The sequence below is a fragment of the Nocardia sp. GP40 genome, from assembly GCF_050434125.1.
GTDB classification, from domain to species: Bacteria; Actinomycetota; Actinomycetes; order Mycobacteriales; family Mycobacteriaceae; genus Nocardia; species Nocardia albiluteola.
Genome location: NZ_JBNPVW010000003.1, coordinates 149,284 through 167,867 on the forward strand (window position 1 = coordinate 149,284; position 18,584 = coordinate 167,867).

The following is an 18,584-nucleotide window of genomic DNA, read 5'->3' on the forward strand; positions in this document are numbered from 1 at the left end:
TGGCTGTGTTCATGGCTCGGTCGCTTCGCTCCCTCACGGTTGGTCGTCCCCCTGGTGCAGATACACCCCGTCGCGCCCGTCGTGCTCGGTCAGCAGGACGGAAATGTCCTCGCTGCGCGAGGTCGGCACGTTCTTGCCGACGTAGTCGGCACGGATCGGCAACTCGCGATGGCCGCGGTCGATGAGCACGGCCAGCTGCACCGCGCGGGGGCGGCCCAGATCGCGCAGGCCGTCCAGGGCCGAGCGCACACTGCGACCGGAGAACAGCACGTCGTCCACGAGGACCACCAGCGCATCCTCGATCCCGCCCTCGGGCACCGAGGTGCGCTCGAGCGGGCGGTGCGGGCGGTTGCGGAGGTCGTCCCGGTAGAGGGTGATGTCCAGGGAGCCGACCGGCGGACGCGTCCCGGCGAACTCCTCGATCCTGGTCGCGAGGCGTTCGGCAAGGGTGGTACCGCGGGTGGGAATGCCGATCAGCACCACGCGCGGCACGGCCGGATCGGCCGAATCCAGGGTGGTCTTCTCGATGATCTGGTGCGCCATGCGCGCGACGGTCCGGCCTACATCCTGGGCGGACAGCAATTCACGCCCGGCCTGAACCCACTGGGGGTCGTGCCGCTGCGAATATTCGGCAGCGCTCGACCTGGCCGACCCGTCTTGGGGCGCAGCCATGCCGACCTCCTTCCCCGCCTCACGGGACGGTCCGTTAAAGGATGTCTTTCGGAGCAGAAGCCTAACAGGGTGGTGATTTCGCGACCGCACCGGATCCCGCCACACCTCGCCATTGGGCAAGTGTGCAGTTATCGCCACGCGCGGATGTGAGGAATCCATCATTCGTACGGTGTATATCCGAGCTGAAACGTATGTCATGCTCGGACGGTGAGCAACGACGCCGACTTCTCCGATCCCCGCCGCGTGAGTTTCCGCGGCCATGGTGGCATCACCCTCGCCGGGGAGAGCTGGGGGCCGCAGGACGGCCCTCTCGCGGTCTTCCTGCACGGAGGCGGCCAGACCAGGCACTCCTGGAAGGATTCGGGAGCGGCGCTGGCCAAGGTCGGGTTGCATGCGCTGCTGCTGGACGCGCGCGGGCACGGCGAGAGCGACTGGGCCCCCGACGGCGACTACAGCCGCGAGGCGATGACCGCCGACCTGCTGGGCATCCTCGCCGAGCTGGACCGGCCCGCGATCGTGGTCGGGGCGAGCATGGGCGGGCTGACCGGCCTGCTGGCCACCGATCGCCCGGGCAGCGAGCGCATCGCCGGACTCGTCATGGTCGATGTGGTGCCGCGCCCCGAGCATCGCGGCGTGGAGCGGGTGGCGAGCTTCCTGGGTGGACACCTGGACGGTTTCGCCTCCCTCGACGAGGCGGCCGACGCCATCGCGGAGTATCTGCCGCATCGCACCCGCCCGCGCAGCACCGACGGGCTGCGCCGCAACTTGCGCCTGCGCGAGGACGGGCGCTGGTACTGGCATTGGGACCCGGCAATGATCTCGGGCAACACCGAGGTCATCGAACTGCACACCACCGCGCTGGAAGCGGCCGCCCGCAAGCTCACCATGCCGGTGCTGCTGGTGCGCGGCCGCCTGTCCGACGTCGTCAGCGAGCAGGGCGTCGAGGACTTCCGCGCGCTGGTGCCGCAGCTGGAATACGTCGAGATCCGCGGCGCCGCACATACCGCCGCGAGCGACGTCAACGACGAATTCTCCGACGCCGTGGTCGATTTCGTGCGCGCCCACCTGGACTCGCCGGAGCACTGAGGCTCGCAGCATGGTGCGTGCGGCGAAGACCTCCTCGCCTGTTGGTCGATCCGACCGCATCGGCAGGCGGATCGGCCCTGACACAGAACCGCTTGCTCGGGATACGGCGATCCCGCGGTTCGGACGCCGGTCCGGTTAGACTTTGATTCGGAGCGCCGCTCCGAATCTGCGCGGTGAAGGTCATTCCGGGCGGGTGCGGCCCGGGACGTCCGACCAAGGTGCCGCCGACGATATCCGAGCGGCGCCGACGGCGACGTCCGGCCGGGCACCCACGAACACGTGGGTGGGCGCCGCCGAACGAAGGGAGTGCCGCATGACGACGTCCGACGAGTCGACCTCGACCGTCGCGACCCCCGCGAAGCGCGCCGACGCCCGCCGGAACGAGAAGACGCTGCTCGATGCCGCGGCTGCGGTATTCGTCACCGACGGGGTGGACGCACCCGTGCGTCGCATCGCCGCCGCCGCCGGCGTCGGCATGGGCACGATCTATCGACACTTCCCCACCCGGGCGGACCTGGTGGTGGCCGTCTACCGCCATCAGATCGACGCCTGCGCCGAGGCCGGGCCGACTCTCCTTGCGACCGAACCCTCCCCGTTCGACGCGCTGCGCCGGTGGGTGGATCTGTTCGTCGACTTCCTGGTCACCAAGCACGGGCTCGGCGCCGCGATGCGCGGCGACCCCGACGGCTTCACCTCGTTGCACGCACTCTTCATCGAACGACTCGGCCCGGTGTTCGAGGACCTCCTCGCCGCCGCCCGGGCCGCGGGCGCGGTGACCCCGGACGTGGGCGCATATCAGCTGATGCGCGCGATCGGCGACATCTGCGCGGGCGCGCGCCGGACGGATCCGGACTACGACGCGCGCCTCACCGTGCGGCTATTGCTGGACGGATGCCGGCGATAGCGTCGTCGAGAATCGGCGGATAGTGGCGATACAGATCAGCACGAGTGTGCCCGCGAGGCACAGCCAGGCGAAGGCGTCGCCGGTGAGCCGGTAGATCGTCGGGCGGCGGACCAGCCGTTGAAGTCCTGCCGGACCAGCGAGTAGCCGATTTCGATCGCGCGCAGGCTCGACATCTGGGTGTGCAGGCGGCCGAACTGGGGCCAGTCGCCTCCCGGTACCAGCACCATGTCGGCGTCGGCGTGCAGAGGTCCACACCACGGTTCCGTCCCGGGAACAGCAGCAGACTGCCGGCCGTGCCCAGCCGCGGCGCGAGCAGGCGGTCGGCCAGGTAGGGCAACGTGAGCACGGTGCCGAAGGCCACATCACCCAGCGCGGTCATGCCCGTCAACGGAACGGCCACGTGCCACAGAAAGAACATCGAGGCCCCCACACCGGCCAGCCAGACCAGCCCGACCCCGGCGGCCACCCAGCTGGTTCGGGAAAAGCGCAGCAACACCGTTGCCGAGCAGACCGACGCGCTACTGGCCGACACCGTCGGGAAGTTGGGGCTGACCGCCGTCATGGCCAAGACCCTGTGGGCGATCGAGCCGTCGGCGACCCCGTCGATGCGCCAGCTCGCCGCCGACCTGAGCTGCGACCCGTCCACGGTGACCTTCCTGGCGGACCGCCTCCAGGAAAAGGGCCTGATCACCCGAGAGATCGATCCGGCGAACCGGCGGGCCAAGATCGTCTCCCTGACCGAACGCGGCCTCGAAATCCGGCGGCAACTCGGCATCGCAATGCTCACCCGCTCACCGGTCGCCCACCTCAGCACAGCGGAGCAGCGCCAGCTCAACCGCCTACTGACCAAAGGCCGCGCGAGCGAAACCCACAGGGGTCGAGGCCGTTACCGATCCCACCTGACACCCTCGAGACCCGGCTTCCCCATCCGCCCGCGACGACCAGCGGACCCACGAGGAGCAGCAACTATTCGACGATCTACCGGATGCCGTCAAGAATTTGGCAGGATCTGGATGACCGTAAGGTTAAGCTCACGTCTGCCGCTCGACCGCCCCATATCTCGTGTTCGTTCGCACCTCCGGTAAGCACTCACCGCGTCAGCGCACCGACAAAAGAAGGAGTATGGGGGAACGGCGGTCCCGCGCGCCGCGAACCCGACCGCCGATGGTCGAAATACCTGTACCCCAGCACATGACCGCCGAAGAGTTTCGCCGCCACGGGAGGGCCGTGGTGGATTGGATCGCGGACTACTGGGAACGGGTGGAATCGCTGCCGGTGCGGTCCCGGGTGCAGCCGGGAGAGGTACGCGGGCAGCTGCCGTCGACACCGCCGCAGGTGGGCGAGCCTTTCGACGCGGTGCTGGCGGATCTCGACACGATTGTGGTTCCGGGACTGACGCATTGGCAGCATCCCGGATTCTTCGCCTATTTCCCGACCAGCACCTCGGGTCCGGCGGTACTCGCGGAGCTGCTCACCTCCGGGCTGGGCGTGCAGGGGATGCTGTGGCAGACCAGTCCGGCGTGCACCGAATTGGAGCAGCATGTCCTCGACTGGCTGGCCGAGATGCTGGCGCTGCCCGAGAAGTTCACCTTCGCGGGCACCGGAGGTGGTGTCATCCAGGACACGGCATCCAGCGCGATACTCGTGGCGCTGGTCGCCGCGTTGCATCGAGTCTCCGGCGGACAGGTAGCCCGCGACGGTGTCGCGCGCGGTCGCTATGCCGTGTACACCTCGACACAGGCCCACTCCGCGCTGGAGAAAGGCGTACGTATCAGCGGTCTCGGCACGTCATCGATACGGTTGATCGAAACGCGCCCGGACCTGTCGATGGATCCGGACGCACTACGGGAAGCGATGAAAACCGATGCGGTGCAAGGCATTATCCCGGTCATGGTGATGGCCACGGCGGGTACCACCTCGACCGGTGCCCTCGATCCGGTCGAGCCGATCGGCCGGATCTGCCGGGAATACGGCGTCTGGCTGCATGTGGACGCGGCCTACGCCGGGGTCGCCGCGGTGTGCCCGGAGTTGCGATGGATTCATCAGGGGGTGGCCGCGTATGCCGACTCCTACGCGACCAACCCGCACAAGTGGATGCTCACCGCATTCGACTGCGACGCTTGCTATGTCGCCGACCGCAAGGCGCTGGTCGGCGCGCTGTCGGTGCTGCCGGAATATCTGCGTAATACCGCGACGGACTCGGGCGCGGTGGTCGACTATCGGGATTGGCAGGTGCCCTTGGGGCGTCGCTTCCGGGCACTCAAGCTTTGGGCGGTCATCCGCTGCTACGGGGTCGAGGGTTTGCGGACGCATGTACGGCACAGTGTCGCGCTGGCGCAGCAATTCGCCGCATGGGTGGCTGCGGACGAGCGCTTCGAGCTGATGGCCCCGCATCCGCTGTCACTGGTCTGCTTCCGGCTTCGAGGACCCGATGAACCCAATCAGCGGTTGCTCGAGGCGCTCAATGCATCCGGCCGGATCTACCTGTCCCACACCGTGGTTCGCGGCGCGTTCACGCTTCGCCTGGCGATCGGTGGTACGGCCACCAGGTACGAGCACGTCTCCGGCGCCTGGGATCACATCAGCCGGATCGCCGCCGAGGGATGAGCGCGCACCCGGATCGATCAACCCGGTCCGCCGCTCTCCGAGTTCATGCAACACGATCACGGCGGAGGATCGGCGCGGGCTCGCCGCCGTGCGGAGGCTGGGCGCGGTGTCACCGACGAAGCGTTCGCAGACGCCCTCGTGTGCCATGTACACAGTAGTGAGCGCGGCATGCAGGCGTTCGATCCCAGGGCGCACCGCCGGACTGTCCATACCGTGCCGGCATTGGCGGAGCGCGGTGACCAACATCCGATGATCCACCGAGAGCAACCCGCTGAACCCCGCCGAGACATACGGTGGCGCCATCAGCGGTCGTACCTGTTCCCGGTATTCCCCGGCGCTGAAGCTCGCGGTGATGCGCAGGGCCGCGGCGCTGGAAAGGAACAGAGCCGCCGCGGCATCCAGGCCCGCGGTGGCCGCCCCCGGGATGCCCAGCCGCATGTGCCGGCGGGCGTCGCGCAGGGCCACCGTCGCCGCTTGGGTCAACACCAGGAAGAGGCGGTGCCCCTCCACCCACCAGTCGAGTGGCGCCCAGGCGGTGTCGTCCTGTGCGGCCGGAACCTGCGACAGTGATCGGAAGACCTCCGGGGGCAGCGCGACAGACAGCCCGGCGAGCAGGTCCGGTTCCTGCTGCGGCGGGATCTGCGCAGCCAGCCGGCCGGTGAACTCCCGCAGGCTCCTGGCCAAGGCCGTTCGCCACAGGGAGGCGGGATCCCGTGCGACCCGTTGGATGCCGAAGAACCGGTCGTGCTCGGCCTCGCCCACGGTCGTGGCCTGGATATCGACGCCCGCGAGCGATGCGCCGCCGGGGAACCACATTGCCGCCATGGCCTCCGGCAGCGTCGCGGGGTGAGCGAGCAGCATCGGCTCACGGATCGGTGTCCCCGAATTGTTGCTCACGGCGAGTGCGTGCTGTCTGCGGGCGGGCCGATCAGAATATGGACAGCGTGCCGGTGAGCGCGGCTTCGGTCAGACCCGGGCAGGATTGACCGGATGCGGCGGCCACCGTGTCGTCGTCCGTGGCCGTATGGTTGGCATAGTTCCCCGTGCGAATGGTGATCGGAAAGGCGCCGTGCCCCCGGCCGGCGGATTTGCTCTGCACGTTCACGCCAGCGGAAACCTCGCTGGTTGAACGATCCGACCAGGTGACTTTACCCGCGCCAGTGTGCACGGAAACATCACCATCGCAGGACACGAATTCGGTTCCACTTTCACTCACGTGAACCGGGGTCGGACGTTTTTCATCGACGGCTGGTCCGGTGCAGCCGGTGAAGTCGATCTCGGCGTTCCATTTGACGGTCGCCGGCTCATTGCCGATTCCGGGAGCCGCCCAGGACACGGTGCCCGACTCCCGGCAGGTCATTATCGCCTTCGGAGTTGGCAGTGCCACACTGTGCGTAATCAGCGGCGGTGTGACGAGCAGCGCGCCGAAAACAGCGACGGTACCGGCCAAGCGGTGACTTGTAGACAAAGCATGTCCTTCCATTGGGAATGCGTTCGACGTGATGCACTGCTTGGGCGCCGATCTATGCCGGTGTATACGCAAAACATTCCACGTACGCGTCGGCATACCGAGAATCGTCGTTGGCGACTGCGCCGAGGATGACGGTCAAGACATTAACGCGCCATCCACCTTGTGACGGGTAATGACGCGAGCTGATCCAGTGCGGCCCCTGTTTCCCACCACTGTGCCCGCCAAGCCCGACTTCGATTGGATGGAGGAGCAATGATCACACGCTCGGAGATTCGCCGCGCGATCGCGACCGATGCCGGCAGGATCGCCGAATTGATCGCCGCGGCCTTCCACTCCTTGGAGGTCGCCGCCTGGCTGGTGCCAGACCCCGGCGAACGCACAGGCGTCCTCCCTGCCAACTTCAGCATCGGCGTTGACCAAGCGCTCGCAGACGGCGAGATCCACCTCCTCGAGGACGAGTCCGGCGAACTCGTGGCGACCGCCGTGTGGTTGCCCCAAGCGGCCGGACCAACGTCACCGCCGGGTGAGTACGACAGTCGGCTCGCCGCGGCCTGCGGTCCTTACACCAGGCGATTCCAAGTGCTGGACCAGCGGTTCGCCGACAGCCACCCGCACGCCGTCCCGCACCACTACCTCGTATACCTCGCGACCCGGCCCGACCGACAGGGACGCGGGCTGGGCACCGCACTGCTCCGATATCACCACAGCTACCTCGACAGCCATCGCCTGCCCGCATTCCTGGATGCCAGCGATCCGATGTCTCGCACCCTCTACGAGCGGCACGGTTACCGGTGCCTCGGCGCCCCTTTTCGCCTACCGGACGGTCCGCCGATGTGGCCGATGTGGCGGGAGCCGAAGAGCATCGGTTCAGGGCCGTAGGAGAACCGGCAGTTCGCTCAGTTCGTTTTGTGTCACCGTCGGGTTGTGGCGCAACTCCTCGGCAGGCACCGCGAGTATCAAGTCCGGGAACCTCTCATACAGCGCGGAAAGGGCCACGTGTCCCTCCAGCCGGGCCAGGCTCGCACCCACGCAGAAATGCGGGCCGTGACCGAAGGAGATGTGGCGATTCGGGGACCGGGTGACGTCGAAGTCCCCGGCGCTACCGCCGTGTCGACACTCGTCGCGGCCGATCGCACCGTAGCAGACGATAAGGGCCTCGCCGCGCTTGATCACTTCGTCGCCGACGGGTATGTCCTGGGTGGCGAACCGAATGAGGAAGTTCGAGTTCGGCGCGGAGTAACGCAGGGTCTCCTCGACCACGGCGTCCCAGCCCACGACGCCGCGGCGGACCAGCGCCAGTTGGCCGGGATTGGTACAGAGGTTGACCACCGCGTTGACGATCAGGGAGACCGTGGTCAGGTAGCCCGAACCGATCAACAGTTGCAGGGTGCTGACGATCTCCTCGTCGGTGAACCTGTCGCCGACCAGCAGGCTGGTCAGGTCATCGGTAGGGGATGCCCGGCGCGCGGCGGCCAGGGACCACATCATCGCCGTCAACTCGGCCTGATTCGATGCCACCTCCGCGGGCGGCGTCTGGGTCGAGAGAAACGCGTCGAACAGGACCGAAAGCCGGGGCTGGTCCACCGGATCGACACCCATCACCTCGCTGATGACCCGTATCGGCAGCCGCTGCGCGAAGGCGGCTTTGAGGTCGACGGGTTGCCCGTCGTCCGGCAGCGCATCCAGCAGTTCCCGCGCCATTTCGCCGATGCGTTCGCGCATGCCCTCCACTTCCCCAGCGGTGAACGCCTCCGCGGCCGGCCGGCGCAGCCGTCGATGGTCCGCACCATCCACGGTGAACATGGAACGGCCGTGATTCACCACGCCGATCAGCGGCCACTCGGACGAAATCTGCCCGCGCTGCCACAGAGCCCACACATTGACGTCCTTCACCAGGCGCGAATCGGTGAGCAAGCGTCTTGCCTCGGCGTCGCGGGTGACCGCCCATGCGGGAATTCCGCCGGGCAGTTCCACCGCGACGAGCGGACCAGCAGCTCGTAGCCGACCGTTTTCGGCCTCGAAGTCGCCGACAAGCGGATCGAGGACAAGGCGACCCGTGCGAGTCGCCAACCGCCGTGACCACGCCACAGACCGGCTCCCTTCCTGGCCCGATGTGCTGCGAGCGTAAACCGAGCAACCCTGCCGGAAAGCTTGACGCGCTGAAGTCGAGTCTCGAGTCAACATCTTGGCAGGATTTCGCTGGTCAGATGGTTGACGCCACGGCTGGTGACGTCCGAGCAGCCAGAGCCGTCGATGGACGAAGCTGTGCGGCTCGCGGGTTCACCCGTGAGCTGATTATGCGGATCGGCGAGCACGCTGGGCCGCCACCCCGGCGGGGCCGAGGCCGAGAATGGGACCGGTCGGCGAGTGTGGATTCAGGAGGTGATGCCGGTCTGCTGCGCGAGTGTGGCGAATCCATTTGCGATCACCTGCTGGCGCCTGCCGTGCCAACATCGAGGTATGACGCAAATCCCGGGAGGCAGAACACCTTTCGACGACATCTATGACCAGCCGGACCCGCGGGGGTTCTTCGGCGGTCTCGGCCGGTTCGACTACCAGACCCCGCAGCATGCCCAACCAGTATTCCGCCGTCTGGCCGCGGCACGCGCACGATGGGGACCGGTAACGGTGCTGGACCTGTGCTGCTCGTACGGCATCAATGCGGCGTTGCTCAACCACCACCTGACCCTCGCCGACCTGTACGCCCGCTATACCTCCCCGGGGGTGGCCGCGCTGGACACGGCCGAACTGATCGAGTCCGACAGAGACTTCTACGCCGCTCGTCGCCGTGACGATGCCGTGCCGGTGGTCGGGCTGGATATCGCCGCCCCGGCGATCGACTACGCGCTGGCCGTGGGTCTGCTCGACGCCGGCTTCTCCGAGAATCTGGAGACCGACACCGCTTCCGCGGCCCTGCTGCGCGCGGCCGGAGCCGCCGGTCTGATCACCGTGACCGGTGGCGCGAGCTTCCTGACCGCCCGCACCATCCATCAGTTGCTGTACGCCGCAAAGGAACCGGTGTGGGTCGCCGCGTTCGTGCTGCGCACCGGCTCCTACCAGCCCATCGCCGACGCTCTGGCCGAGCATGGGTTGGTCACCGAGGTCGATTCGGAGCGCACGGTCGTTCAACGTCGATTCACCGATCCCGACGAACAGCGCTACGCCGTCGCGGCCGTCGCCGCGACCGGCAACGACCCCACGGGAAAGGAGACCGAGGGCTCCTACCATGCCGCATTGCATCTGTCCCGGCCTCGGGACCGGACCGTGCCCTACGCCAGCCTCGCCGGACCCGAAACCAGCTGAGCGATGCCTGGATACCACGCGAGACTCACAGAACCCGCGGCATCCGCTCACGCCGCTGGCGCGCGCCGATGCCCGGCTACGGCCTGCGCTCGGGTCGACTCACCAGCGAACGCACACACATGCCGAATTGCGTGTGTTCGGCTGGCCCGTCGACGGTAGCGACCTGTCCTGCGTTGTACGTAGTGCGCGGTGGCCCGGTCGCCGTTGACGGGCTATGGGCGCTCGGTGTCTTGCACCCTGCCCTGCGCTGCTGTGACGTCTTGGGTGACGTTCTGGAGAACCGAGATAGTGCTTGTCAACTTGGGTTGATCCCGCTCGACCACCGCATCTTCTCGCTAGAGTTCGAAGAGCTTGAACATATGTTCGATCGCACGTAGATTCGAGCGCATGCCGACACCGCTGCAGGGTTCGTTGCTGGACGGGTTCGAGGTTATCGCGCTCGGCCCGCTCAATGGGGTGCGCCGGACGAAGCTCACCGCGGGCGCGTGGGTGGATGTACTGCCGGGCTGGCTGCGGGGCGCCGATCAGCTGTTCGATCGGCTCGTCGACGGCGTGCCGTGGCGGGCGGACCGGCGCCAGATGTACGACCGGATGGTCGACGTGCCGCGGCTGCTGCGGTTCTACGAGGAGGGCGAGCGGATGCCCGATCCGGTGCTCGACCAGGCGCGAAACGCGTTGAGCGAGTACTACTTCCGCGAGCTGAACGAGCCGTTTCGCACCGCGGGCCTGTGCTTCTACCGCGACGGGGCCGACAGCGTCGCCTGGCACGGCGACACCATCGGCCGCGGCGCCACCGACGACACCATGGTCGCGATCATCTCGGTCGGCGCGCCGCGCGCACTGCTGCTGCGCCCACGCGGCGGCGGGGAGAGCCTGCGGTATCAGCTGGGCCACGGCGACCTGATCGTCATGGGCGGCTCGTGCCAGCGAACGTGGGAGCACGCGATACCCAAGACGCGCCGCCCGGTCGGGCCCCGGATCAGCATCCAGTTCCGCCCGCGCGGGGTGCGATAGCGGCGAACCCGCCCCGGACGGCACAAGCGCTTGAAACCAACCGACGACTGCGACTGCCCAGCACGCGGGCGGGGGCAAGACCGACGCGCGCAGCCGAGATTTAAGAATCCGTTTAGGCATCCTGTCGGACCGTCCCACTAGATTGAGGTCATGAATGCGACCGGGGCGGGAATTCTGGCGGTGATGCCGCTGCACACGATCAGCGATGTGCACGGCGAGGAGGGGTTGCGACGGCGGCTCGAACTGGAGTCTGCGAAGCTGGCCGCGCCCGAGCGGGTGAACGAGGCGCTCGCCCTCGCCGCCGACCTGCACCGCGACGACCGGTACGGCCGCGAGCCGTACCTGAATCACCTGCTGCGCGTGGCGATCCGCATTGTGAGCCACTACGAGGTCCACGAGACCGACCTGGTGGTCGCCGGTCTGCTGCACGACGCAGTGGAGGATCACACGGCCGAACTCGCCACCGCCGTGAACGGCGCCGGTACCCAGTCCGAGGCGGCCCTCGCCACGCTGCGCGAGCGTTTCGGCGGGCGGGTCGCCGATATCGTCGCCACCGTCACCAACCCACCGCGCGAACCGGGTGTCGACTGGAACGCGCAGTATCGCACCCACATCGCCTCGAGCCTGGACCGCGATCCCTGGGCACGGGTGGTGAAATTATCCGACTTCACCGACAACGGCGTCGGCATCCTGTACGCCACCGCCCCCGCCATGCAGCGCCTCGCCATCAAATACCGCCCGCTCACCGCCGTCTACCGCGACCTCGTCACCCGCGCCGACACCCCCCTCGCACCCCACGTCAAGCAGCACATCCTCGAGCAACTCGATCTCGCCGACGAGCGCTTCGCAGCGATCCTGCGAGAGAACTGAAGCTCCCCCGATGCGCGCGAGTTATCCACTCCCACTCGCGAATTCGTCCTGGCGCAATTGCGCGTAGTGGCACAATTGAGTCTCGCACCCCATCCCGAGCATTCGTGCCCGTAGCCGGACAGCATTCGAGGTACCGGAACCGTGAGCACCTACATCATGCCGACCTCCTCGGATGTCGTCCGACTGCTGAACGACATTCGCGACGAGATGGTCGCGCTCTTCGGTATTTCCGAGGCTGAGGCGGTCGCCCGGATCAACCGGAAATGGCGGGGGCACGACCTGTCCTCCGAGACCGAGATCATCCTGCACGAGGACGGATACTTCTGGGCGCTGGTCATCTATTTCGGCGGCACGGTGCCCGACTGGCATCGCGACGCCGACCGCTCCTCGTGGGCGCCCACCGCACCTCCCTCGCCCGATTCACCCTGCTGGACATAGGCAAACAAACCTCCGCGCCTCGAATCCCCCTCAGCGGCATGGCCGAAGCCCCGGTAAACTCACTGCCCTTGCGTCGGTTCGGGATGCGAGGTGCGCGAGAACGCGAGACCATCACCCGGCCCGGCGATTGCGGCAGGAAGGATCTCGCGAGGTGGGCAACGGCATCGATCGGTTCGCGGCGACCCTGCAGGCACATCTCGCGACGACGGTCCTGGCCGCCCTGGGGGCGCTGGTGGTGGTGTGCGGCGTGGTCTGGGTGGTGCGGTCTGCCCGGCGCCGCGGGGTCACCGGGGAGCAGGCGGGCACGCTGGTGGCCGCCGCGATCGCCACCGGGGTCAGCGCCCAGGGCATGTGGGTGTTCTTCGACAGGTCGCTGCATCTGACGTTGTCGCTGCGCATCATGTTCTTCGCGTTCCTCGAGATCATGGTGCTCACCTCGGCGCTGCGGGCCCGCAGCGCCCAGCAGGTCAGCGGCAGCGCGGGCATCGACGGCGTCGCGATGTGGGTCCTGACGTGCCTCTCGGCCGTGTTGGCCGCGACCGATGCCGACAATTTGGGCACGGTGCTCATCCGTCTGTCAGCGCCGCTGGTCGCGGCGTGGGGCTGGGAACGCAGCATGGCCCTCGAGCGCCGCCGCAGCGGCATGGGCGGCATCAACTGGCGAATCACCCCGGAGCGCATGCTCATTCGGCTCGGGTTCGCCGATCCCACGGACCGCACCGCCGGGGAGGCCGCGCAGCAGCGCCGCCTCATCGACGTCGCCCTCGCCGCCGACCGCGCCCGCACCCTGCGGGACACCGGCGCCGGCGTGCGGCGGGTCAATCGGGCCCGGCGCCGCCTGCAGAAGGCGATGCGCCGCGCGGTCGACGACGGCGGGCTGGTCGACAACAGCCGCACGCCCCGCGCGGTCCTGATGGACAACCTGCGCATCCTGTCGAGCACCGGGACCCTGCTCGAGCTGGAGCTGCCCAACCCGTGGACCTCGGACGAGGAGCTGCAGGGGCCGCCGTCCCAGGCGCCCACGGCGACTCGGGCGGCGGCATCCGCACCGGACGCGCATCCGGCGTACGCGACACCCAGCGGTGCGCATGCTGCGCAGGCAACGCCCAACGGTGCGCATCCTGCGCAGGCAACGCCCAACGGTGCGGCGATCACAGCGGACCGGTCCGAACAGTCCTGGGAGTCACCGGAATTGCAGGCGATGGCGCCGATGGCACCCGCGTCGCTGCCGGCGACGATGCCGCTGCCGATACTCACCGCCCCGGCCACGACCGCCGCATCAGCCGCCTCTTCGGCGACCCCGGGGCCGTCGATGTCGACACACGAGACCTCGGCAACGCCCGACTCGGCACCAACGACGCCCCCGGACCACCCCACATCACCGGAACCGGCCCCGGCGCGCCTCTCGGAGCAGGATGCCACCGAAACCCCCTCCGGCGATTCCACCGCAACGCAATCCGGCCCTCCACGGCAATACCGACGGGACCCGGCCGTCCGGGACCGGGTCCGGGACATGCGCGCGGCGAACATCTCCATCACCGATATCGCCGCCGAACTGGGTACCAGCACCCGCACGATCAGCCGCATCCTCGGCGATCTGGACGCCGAATCCCCCGAAACCCAGGAGACCCCGGCTCGCTCGCCCCTCCGGAACCCCGCACAGGCAGCGGTCTCGAACTGGCACAACGGTTTCCGAGTACTACCGGGCGGCAACGCCGCGGCCGGATCGAACGGCAATACCGCCGCCGTGCCCGGATCGAACGGGACCGCCGCAGCCACCGAGGAACGCCCCGACCGTTCGATCGAGAACTAGCGCGACACGAACAAGGGCCCGGTCGGTCGTGATCGCGGCGCAGGATGAAAAGAACTGCGAGGCGTCACCCGAAGGGAAACAGGGGGCTCAGTTCGGTATCGTCATTGTCGAATCGGAGATCGATTCCCAGAAGCTTGCGAAACCTCTACTGAATCTCGGGAAAGCCGTTGGATCAGAAACAGGAGGCATTCGAATGAGCACATACCAGGCCGCGCAGGTGGCCGCCGCCAACAGCCCCTTTCAGCTTGTCCAACGCGAGATGTCCAGGCCGGGTCCCGGCCACGTCCGCATCGCCGTGGAGGCCTGCGGGATCTGCCACAGCGACGCCTACTTCGCCAGCGGCGGTTTGCCAGGACTCCGGTTCCCCGTGGTCCCCGGACACGAGATCGCGGGCCGCGTCGAGGAGCTCGGCGAGGGAACGGACACTGCCTGGCAGGTGGGCGACCGGGTTGCCGTGGGATGGTTCGGCGGTAGCTGTGGCCACTGCACGCCCTGTCGGCAGGGTGACTTCATCGTTTGCGTAAATCTCCAGGTCCCCGGATGGGCGTACGACGGGGGTTACGCCGAGACCGTGATCGCACCGGCAGACGCTCTGGCCCGGATCCCCGATGCACTGTCGGCCACCGACGCGGCACCTTTGGGCTGCGCGGGTGTCACCATGTTCAACGGGCTGCGCCGCAGCTCCGCGCGCCCCGGTGACCTGGTCGCCGTGCTTGGAATCGGCGGGCTCGGCCATCTGGGAGTTCAGTACGCGGTCGCTATGGGCTTCGAGACCGTGGCGATTGCCCGCGGGGCCGGCAAAGCCGACTTCGCCAAGCAGCTCGGCGCGCACCACTATGTGGACAGTACCGCGGATACCTCCGTTGCTGACGCCCTGCAGTCCCTCGGCGGCGCCAAGGTCGTCATTGCGACCGCCGCGAACTCCGCCGCCGTCGCCGCAACCATGGACGGGCTCTCACCCCGCGGCGAACTCACCGTGATCGGCCTGGACACCGAACCCCTGCGGATCGACCCCACCGGACTGCTCATGGCCGGCAAGGTCGTCCGTGGACACCCCTCCGGCACGGCGCAGGACGTTCAAGACACGATGGCGTTCAGTGCCCTGCACAACATCCGCCCCATGAACGAGGTCATGCCGCTGGCCGAGGTCACCCAGGCGTTCGACAAGATGCTGTCCGGCGCGGCCCGCTTCCGAATGGTGCTCACCACCCGCTGACTCATCGAACAGTCCATGCCTGCCGCGGGGTTGCAGGCCCGGCCCTGCAGTTCGTGCAGCCGCGTCGCGGGTGTACCGATATCTGCAAGCCTCCTGGAAATCGAGCGAAGAGTGCGCCGCTCACGATATCGCGACGATGCGCACCGGCCCCGGCCGCGTCTTCGGCGAATGCCCGATTTGACCTCGAGTGCGCTCGAGGTATCAGGATGGTCCGCGACCCCGGTACCGCGGACCCGCCCGATGCGGCCGCGGCACGCCCCCGCCGTCCCAGTACACCCGTCGGCGAGGGTTCCGGGGCCACCATCTCCCACGACCACGGCCCCACCCGCGGCCGATCATTAGGCTGAACGTTGTGCAGCCGAGCCTTCTCTCGCATGTCGCCGCGGCCAACGACCTGACGGGCCGCTGGTGTCGCCGGCTCGCCGCCTCCGGCGATTTCGTGCTGTCCGGCTGCGGCGTGTGGCCGCTGCTGGGCATCCTGGCTGACGCGGCGAACGACCCCGCGCGCTCCGAACTCGCCGCCGCGACCGGGATCGACGCCGCGCACGCCCGGGCCGCGGCGCTGGCACTGCTCGCCGAACTCGCCGGGGCGCAGTCGATCTCGGCCGCGCTCGGCGCGTGGGTCTCCGACGAGATCGACCTGCGCGAGGACTGGGTCCGCTCGCTACCGGAGGGCACCGTCGGGCGGCTGACGGGACAGGCCGCGCTGGACGCCTGGGCCGACCGGTACACCGGCGGCCTGATCGAGCGATTCCCGATCACCATCGACGAGGACACCCTGCTGGTGCTGGCAACGGCCATCGTCGCCAAGACCGCGTGGCACACGCCGTTCGACGACGACGTGCTCGAACCCGTGTCGGGCCCGTGGGCGGGACATCGCGGGCCGGGTTTGGCGCGCTACTCGGAAGATCTCGCCGACGCCTCGGTGCTGATCGCGCCGGATCCGGTGACCCGCGTTGCGGTGCGCGGCATCGGCGATCTCGATGTGCATCTGCTGCTCGGCGACGGCTCGCCCGCGCAGACGCTCGCGGCCGGCCTCGGCGCCCTGGACGGCTCGATCGAGGCGCGCCCCGCACTCGCGGTTCGCACCGCGGATTCCGACCCCGCAGCGGCCCCCGGAGTGGCGCTGCGGCACTCTCGGGCCATTTCCGACGACCTGCACATCCGGCTGCCGCCCTTCGAGATTCGCTCGTCGCACAGTCTGCTCGACGACCCGGACCTGTTCGGACTGCGGACCGCCACCGACCCGCGCAGCGGCCACTTCCCGGCGATGTCCGCCACTCCCCTGCGCGTCGACCAGGCCGCACAGCATGCCCGGGCCCGGTTCACCAGGGAGGGTTTCGAGGCCGCCGCGGTCACGGCGGTCGGCATGGTCCTCGCCGCCGCGGTGCGGCGCCCGCACGACACCGTGGAGCTCGCGGTCACCTTCGACCGCCCTTTCGGTTTTCTGGCCGTGCACCGGCCCACCGGTCTGGTCGTCGTCGCGGGCTGGGTCGCCGAGCCGGTCGCCTGAGTACACCGCCGTGCGGGCCGCCGGCCGCTTCGGGAGCCGGCCCCCGACATTCTGCTCACCCAGGCCACGGACGGCATCGGCATCCAGCGAACGAGCACCGCGTCGGGCGATCAAGTTCGTCGGTGCGGCATCGGCCGTGCTGGGCGAGTGCCCGGCGTCCACGTCGAGACCGCGATCGGGCAGTTCGGCGGGGTTGCGGCGTTGATCCGCGACCAGGCGCCCGCGCCGGCCGCACAGGTGCCGGGCGCACGGATCGCCGAGGTTTCGCCGCCAGCCGTGACGTGATGGCCGACGGGGCTCGATGCGAAGATGGCCTGGTGCCCAGGAAGCTCGACTCCGATGTCCGTACCCCACCGGAGACTGTCGCGCGCGCACGGGCGTGGCGAAGGCTGCGCGGGCTGAGCGTCCTCGACCGTGTCCGGTTGGCGCTGCTGCTGGCCGGATTGCTATGTGTGGCAACGGGTTTGCTGCCGCGGGCGCAGGCTGCGGCGAACATGCGCCGCATCGGGCCGCTGCTGCTGTTCCTGGGCAGCGTGATCGTGCTGGCACAGCTGGCCCGGCGCGCGCAGGTCTTCGATGTGATCGCACACCGCCTCGCCATCATCGGGCGCGGCTACTATCCGGCCCTGTTCGGTCTGTGCGTGCTGTTCGCCTCCGCGACGACGATGCTGCTGAACCTGGATACCACCGCCGTGCTGCTGACCCCGGTGATGTTGGCGCTGGCCGGACCGGCCCGCATCACCCCGCTGCCGCTGGCCATGACCACCCTGTGGCTGGCCAACACCGCGAGCCTGCTGCTACCGGTCTCGAATCTCACCAACCTGCTGGCGGCCGATCGGGTGGCGCTCGATGCGACCGGCTTCGCGGCCAGAATGTGGCTGCCGCAGCTGCTGTCGATCGCCGCGACGATGGCGTGCCTGTGGGTGTTCTACTGGCGGCGCGGGCGGCGCGACGCGGACCGGTATCTGCCGCCCGAACCCGTCCGGCCCGCCGACCGGCGCGGGCGCATTCTGCTGTACGCGACGTCGGGGGCGTGCACCCTGTTCATCGTCGCGATCCCGTTCGTGGGCGACCGGATCGGCCTGGCCGCGCTCGCGGCGTCGGCCCTGGCGGTGCTCGCCTTCGCGGTCCTGGATCGGTCCGCCCTGCGGCCCTCGCTGATCCCCTGGCAACTGCTGGTCTTCGTGGTCGGGTTGTTCCTGGTGGTGCCGACGCTCAGCCGGTTCGGGCTCTCGGATCTGATGCGCGGGCTGATCGGGACGAATCCCGGTGCGGCAGGCGCATTCCGGACCGCGGGCGCCGGGGCCGGGCTGTCCAATGTCGCGAACAATCTGCCCGCGTACACCGCGGGCGAGGCCGTCGTTCCGGCGGCCGACCACAACCAGCTGCTCGCGCTGCTGCTCGGGACCAACATCGGATCCGTCGTGACGCCGTGGGCCTCGCTCGCGACCCTGTTGTGCCTGGAGTTCTGCCGCACCCACGGAGTGCGGGTACCGCCGCTTCGGTTCGTTCTCACCGGGCTGCTGCTGGCCGTCGTCGCCACAACAGCGGCAGTTGGCGGACTACTGCTGGTCACGTAACCGGAGCCGGGCCCACCCCACACCGGGCCCGCCCGGCACTCGGGCACACCTGGCACTCGGGCCCGAAACGGCTTGTCCGGCGGCGCGATCGCATGGC

The 18,584-nt window shown here is 68.6% G+C and carries 17 protein-coding genes; 14 read left to right on the plus strand and 3 right to left on the minus strand.

What is annotated here, in order from left to right:
* Positions 1-33 precede the first annotated feature (33 nt).
* Positions 34-672 (minus strand): bifunctional pyr operon transcriptional regulator/uracil phosphoribosyltransferase PyrR, encoded by a 639-nt coding sequence (gene pyrR / locus ABH933_RS09790; RefSeq protein WP_429416126.1) that lies wholly within the window; start codon positions 670-672, stop codon positions 34-36.
* A gap of 207 nt (positions 673-879) precedes the next feature.
* Here pyrR and ABH933_RS09795 point away from each other — a divergent pair, with 207 nt between their 5' ends.
* The 4 genes from ABH933_RS09795 (at position 880) to ABH933_RS09810 (ending at position 5,269) form a co-directional block, all read left to right on the plus strand.
* Positions 880-1,758, plus strand: coding sequence for an alpha/beta fold hydrolase (locus ABH933_RS09795; protein ID WP_429416129.1), 879 nt, complete (start codon positions 880-882; stop codon positions 1,756-1,758).
* Positions 1,759-2,071: 313 nt separating this feature from the next.
* On the plus strand, positions 2,072-2,662 hold the full coding sequence (locus ABH933_RS09800) for a TetR/AcrR family transcriptional regulator (protein ID WP_215920980.1): 591 nt from the start codon (positions 2,072-2,074) through the stop codon (positions 2,660-2,662).
* Positions 2,663-3,000: 338 nt separating this feature from the next.
* Positions 3,001-3,747 (plus strand): MarR family winged helix-turn-helix transcriptional regulator, encoded by a 747-nt coding sequence (locus ABH933_RS09805; protein WP_429416133.1) that lies wholly within the window; start codon positions 3,001-3,003, stop codon positions 3,745-3,747.
* A gap of 106 nt (positions 3,748-3,853) precedes the next feature.
* Complete coding sequence (locus tag ABH933_RS09810; RefSeq protein WP_429416136.1) at positions 3,854-5,269, plus strand: aminotransferase class V-fold PLP-dependent enzyme; 1,416 nt, start codon at positions 3,854-3,856, stop codon at positions 5,267-5,269.
* A 928-nt stretch (positions 5,270-6,197) separates the two neighbouring features.
* Here ABH933_RS09810 and ABH933_RS09815 read toward each other — a convergent pair.
* Complete coding sequence (locus ABH933_RS09815; protein ID WP_429416139.1) at positions 6,198-6,719, minus strand: hypothetical protein; 522 nt, start codon at positions 6,717-6,719, stop codon at positions 6,198-6,200.
* A gap of 273 nt (positions 6,720-6,992) precedes the next feature.
* On the opposite strand from ABH933_RS09815, the gene ABH933_RS09820 reads away from it, so the two are divergent.
* On the plus strand, positions 6,993-7,619 hold the full coding sequence (locus ABH933_RS09820) for a GNAT family N-acetyltransferase (protein WP_429416141.1): 627 nt from the start codon (positions 6,993-6,995) through the stop codon (positions 7,617-7,619).
* On the opposite strand, the gene ABH933_RS09825 is transcribed toward ABH933_RS09820, so the two are convergent.
* Entirely contained in the window at positions 7,608-8,828 is a 1,221-nt protein-coding gene (locus ABH933_RS09825; protein ID WP_429416144.1) for a cytochrome P450 family protein, read from the minus strand. The two genes, ABH933_RS09820 and ABH933_RS09825, sit on opposite strands and share 12 nt — an antisense overlap.
* A gap of 372 nt (positions 8,829-9,200) precedes the next feature.
* Between ABH933_RS09825 and ABH933_RS09830 the strand changes: the two genes are divergently transcribed.
* The 9 genes from ABH933_RS09830 (at position 9,201) to ABH933_RS09870 (ending at position 18,487) form a co-directional block, all read left to right on the plus strand.
* Positions 9,201-10,043, plus strand: coding sequence for a hypothetical protein (locus ABH933_RS09830; protein WP_429416147.1), 843 nt, complete (start codon positions 9,201-9,203; stop codon positions 10,041-10,043).
* 387 nt (positions 10,044-10,430) lie between these two features.
* Entirely contained in the window at positions 10,431-11,057 is a 627-nt protein-coding gene (locus ABH933_RS09835; protein ID WP_429416150.1) for an alpha-ketoglutarate-dependent dioxygenase AlkB, read from the plus strand.
* Positions 11,058-11,207: 150 nt separating this feature from the next.
* The gene (locus tag ABH933_RS09840; protein WP_429416152.1) at positions 11,208-11,927 is read left to right on the plus strand and encodes an HD domain-containing protein; all 720 of its coding nucleotides are present in this window, start codon (positions 11,208-11,210) and stop codon (positions 11,925-11,927) included.
* A 141-nt stretch (positions 11,928-12,068) separates the two neighbouring features.
* Positions 12,069-12,365, plus strand: a complete 297-nt coding sequence (locus tag ABH933_RS09845) for a hypothetical protein (RefSeq protein ID WP_429416155.1) — start codon at positions 12,069-12,071, stop codon at positions 12,363-12,365.
* A gap of 151 nt (positions 12,366-12,516) precedes the next feature.
* A complete protein-coding gene (locus tag ABH933_RS09850) occupies positions 12,517-14,178 on the plus strand; it encodes a hypothetical protein (protein ID WP_429416158.1) in 1,662 nt (553 codons plus the stop codon).
* Between the two features lie 193 nt (positions 14,179-14,371).
* Positions 14,372-15,394 carry an alcohol dehydrogenase gene (locus ABH933_RS09855; protein WP_429416160.1) on the plus strand — a complete coding sequence of 341 codons (1,023 nt, stop codon included), beginning with the start codon at positions 14,372-14,374 and terminating at the stop codon, positions 15,392-15,394.
* Between the two features lie 352 nt (positions 15,395-15,746).
* On the plus strand, positions 15,747-16,907 hold the full coding sequence (locus ABH933_RS09860) for a serpin family protein (protein ID WP_429416162.1): 1,161 nt from the start codon (positions 15,747-15,749) through the stop codon (positions 16,905-16,907).
* A 147-nt stretch (positions 16,908-17,054) separates the two neighbouring features.
* A complete protein-coding gene (locus ABH933_RS09865; protein ID WP_429416165.1) occupies positions 17,055-17,192 on the plus strand; it encodes a hypothetical protein in 138 nt (45 codons plus the stop codon).
* A 32-nt stretch (positions 17,193-17,224) separates the two neighbouring features.
* Positions 17,225-18,487 carry an SLC13 family permease gene (locus ABH933_RS09870; RefSeq protein ID WP_429416168.1) on the plus strand — a complete coding sequence of 421 codons (1,263 nt, stop codon included), beginning with the start codon at positions 17,225-17,227 and terminating at the stop codon, positions 18,485-18,487.
* Positions 18,488-18,584 lie beyond the last annotated feature (97 nt).

What these genes read in the sequence shown, in the direction of transcription:
- ABH933_RS09820 (WP_429416141.1), top strand. Translation starts at nt 6,993, where the DNA reads ATGATCACACGCTCGGAGATTCGCCGCGCGATCGCGACCGATGCCGGC.
- ABH933_RS09835 (WP_429416150.1), top strand. Translation starts at nt 10,431, where the DNA reads ATGCCGACACCGCTGCAGGGTTCGTTGCTGGACGGGTTCGAGGTTATC.
- ABH933_RS09830 (WP_429416147.1), top strand. Translation starts at nt 9,201, where the DNA reads ATGACGCAAATCCCGGGAGGCAGAACACCTTTCGACGACATCTATGAC.
- pyrR (WP_429416126.1), bottom strand. Translation starts at nt 672, where the DNA reads ATGGCTGCGCCCCAAGACGGGTCGGCCAGGTCGAGCGCTGCCGAATAT.
- ABH933_RS09840 (WP_429416152.1), top strand. Translation starts at nt 11,208, where the DNA reads ATGAATGCGACCGGGGCGGGAATTCTGGCGGTGATGCCGCTGCACACG.
- ABH933_RS09800 (WP_215920980.1), top strand. Translation starts at nt 2,072, where the DNA reads ATGACGACGTCCGACGAGTCGACCTCGACCGTCGCGACCCCCGCGAAG.
- ABH933_RS09810 (WP_429416136.1), top strand. Translation starts at nt 3,854, where the DNA reads ATGACCGCCGAAGAGTTTCGCCGCCACGGGAGGGCCGTGGTGGATTGG.
- ABH933_RS09855 (WP_429416160.1), top strand. Translation starts at nt 14,372, where the DNA reads ATGAGCACATACCAGGCCGCGCAGGTGGCCGCCGCCAACAGCCCCTTT.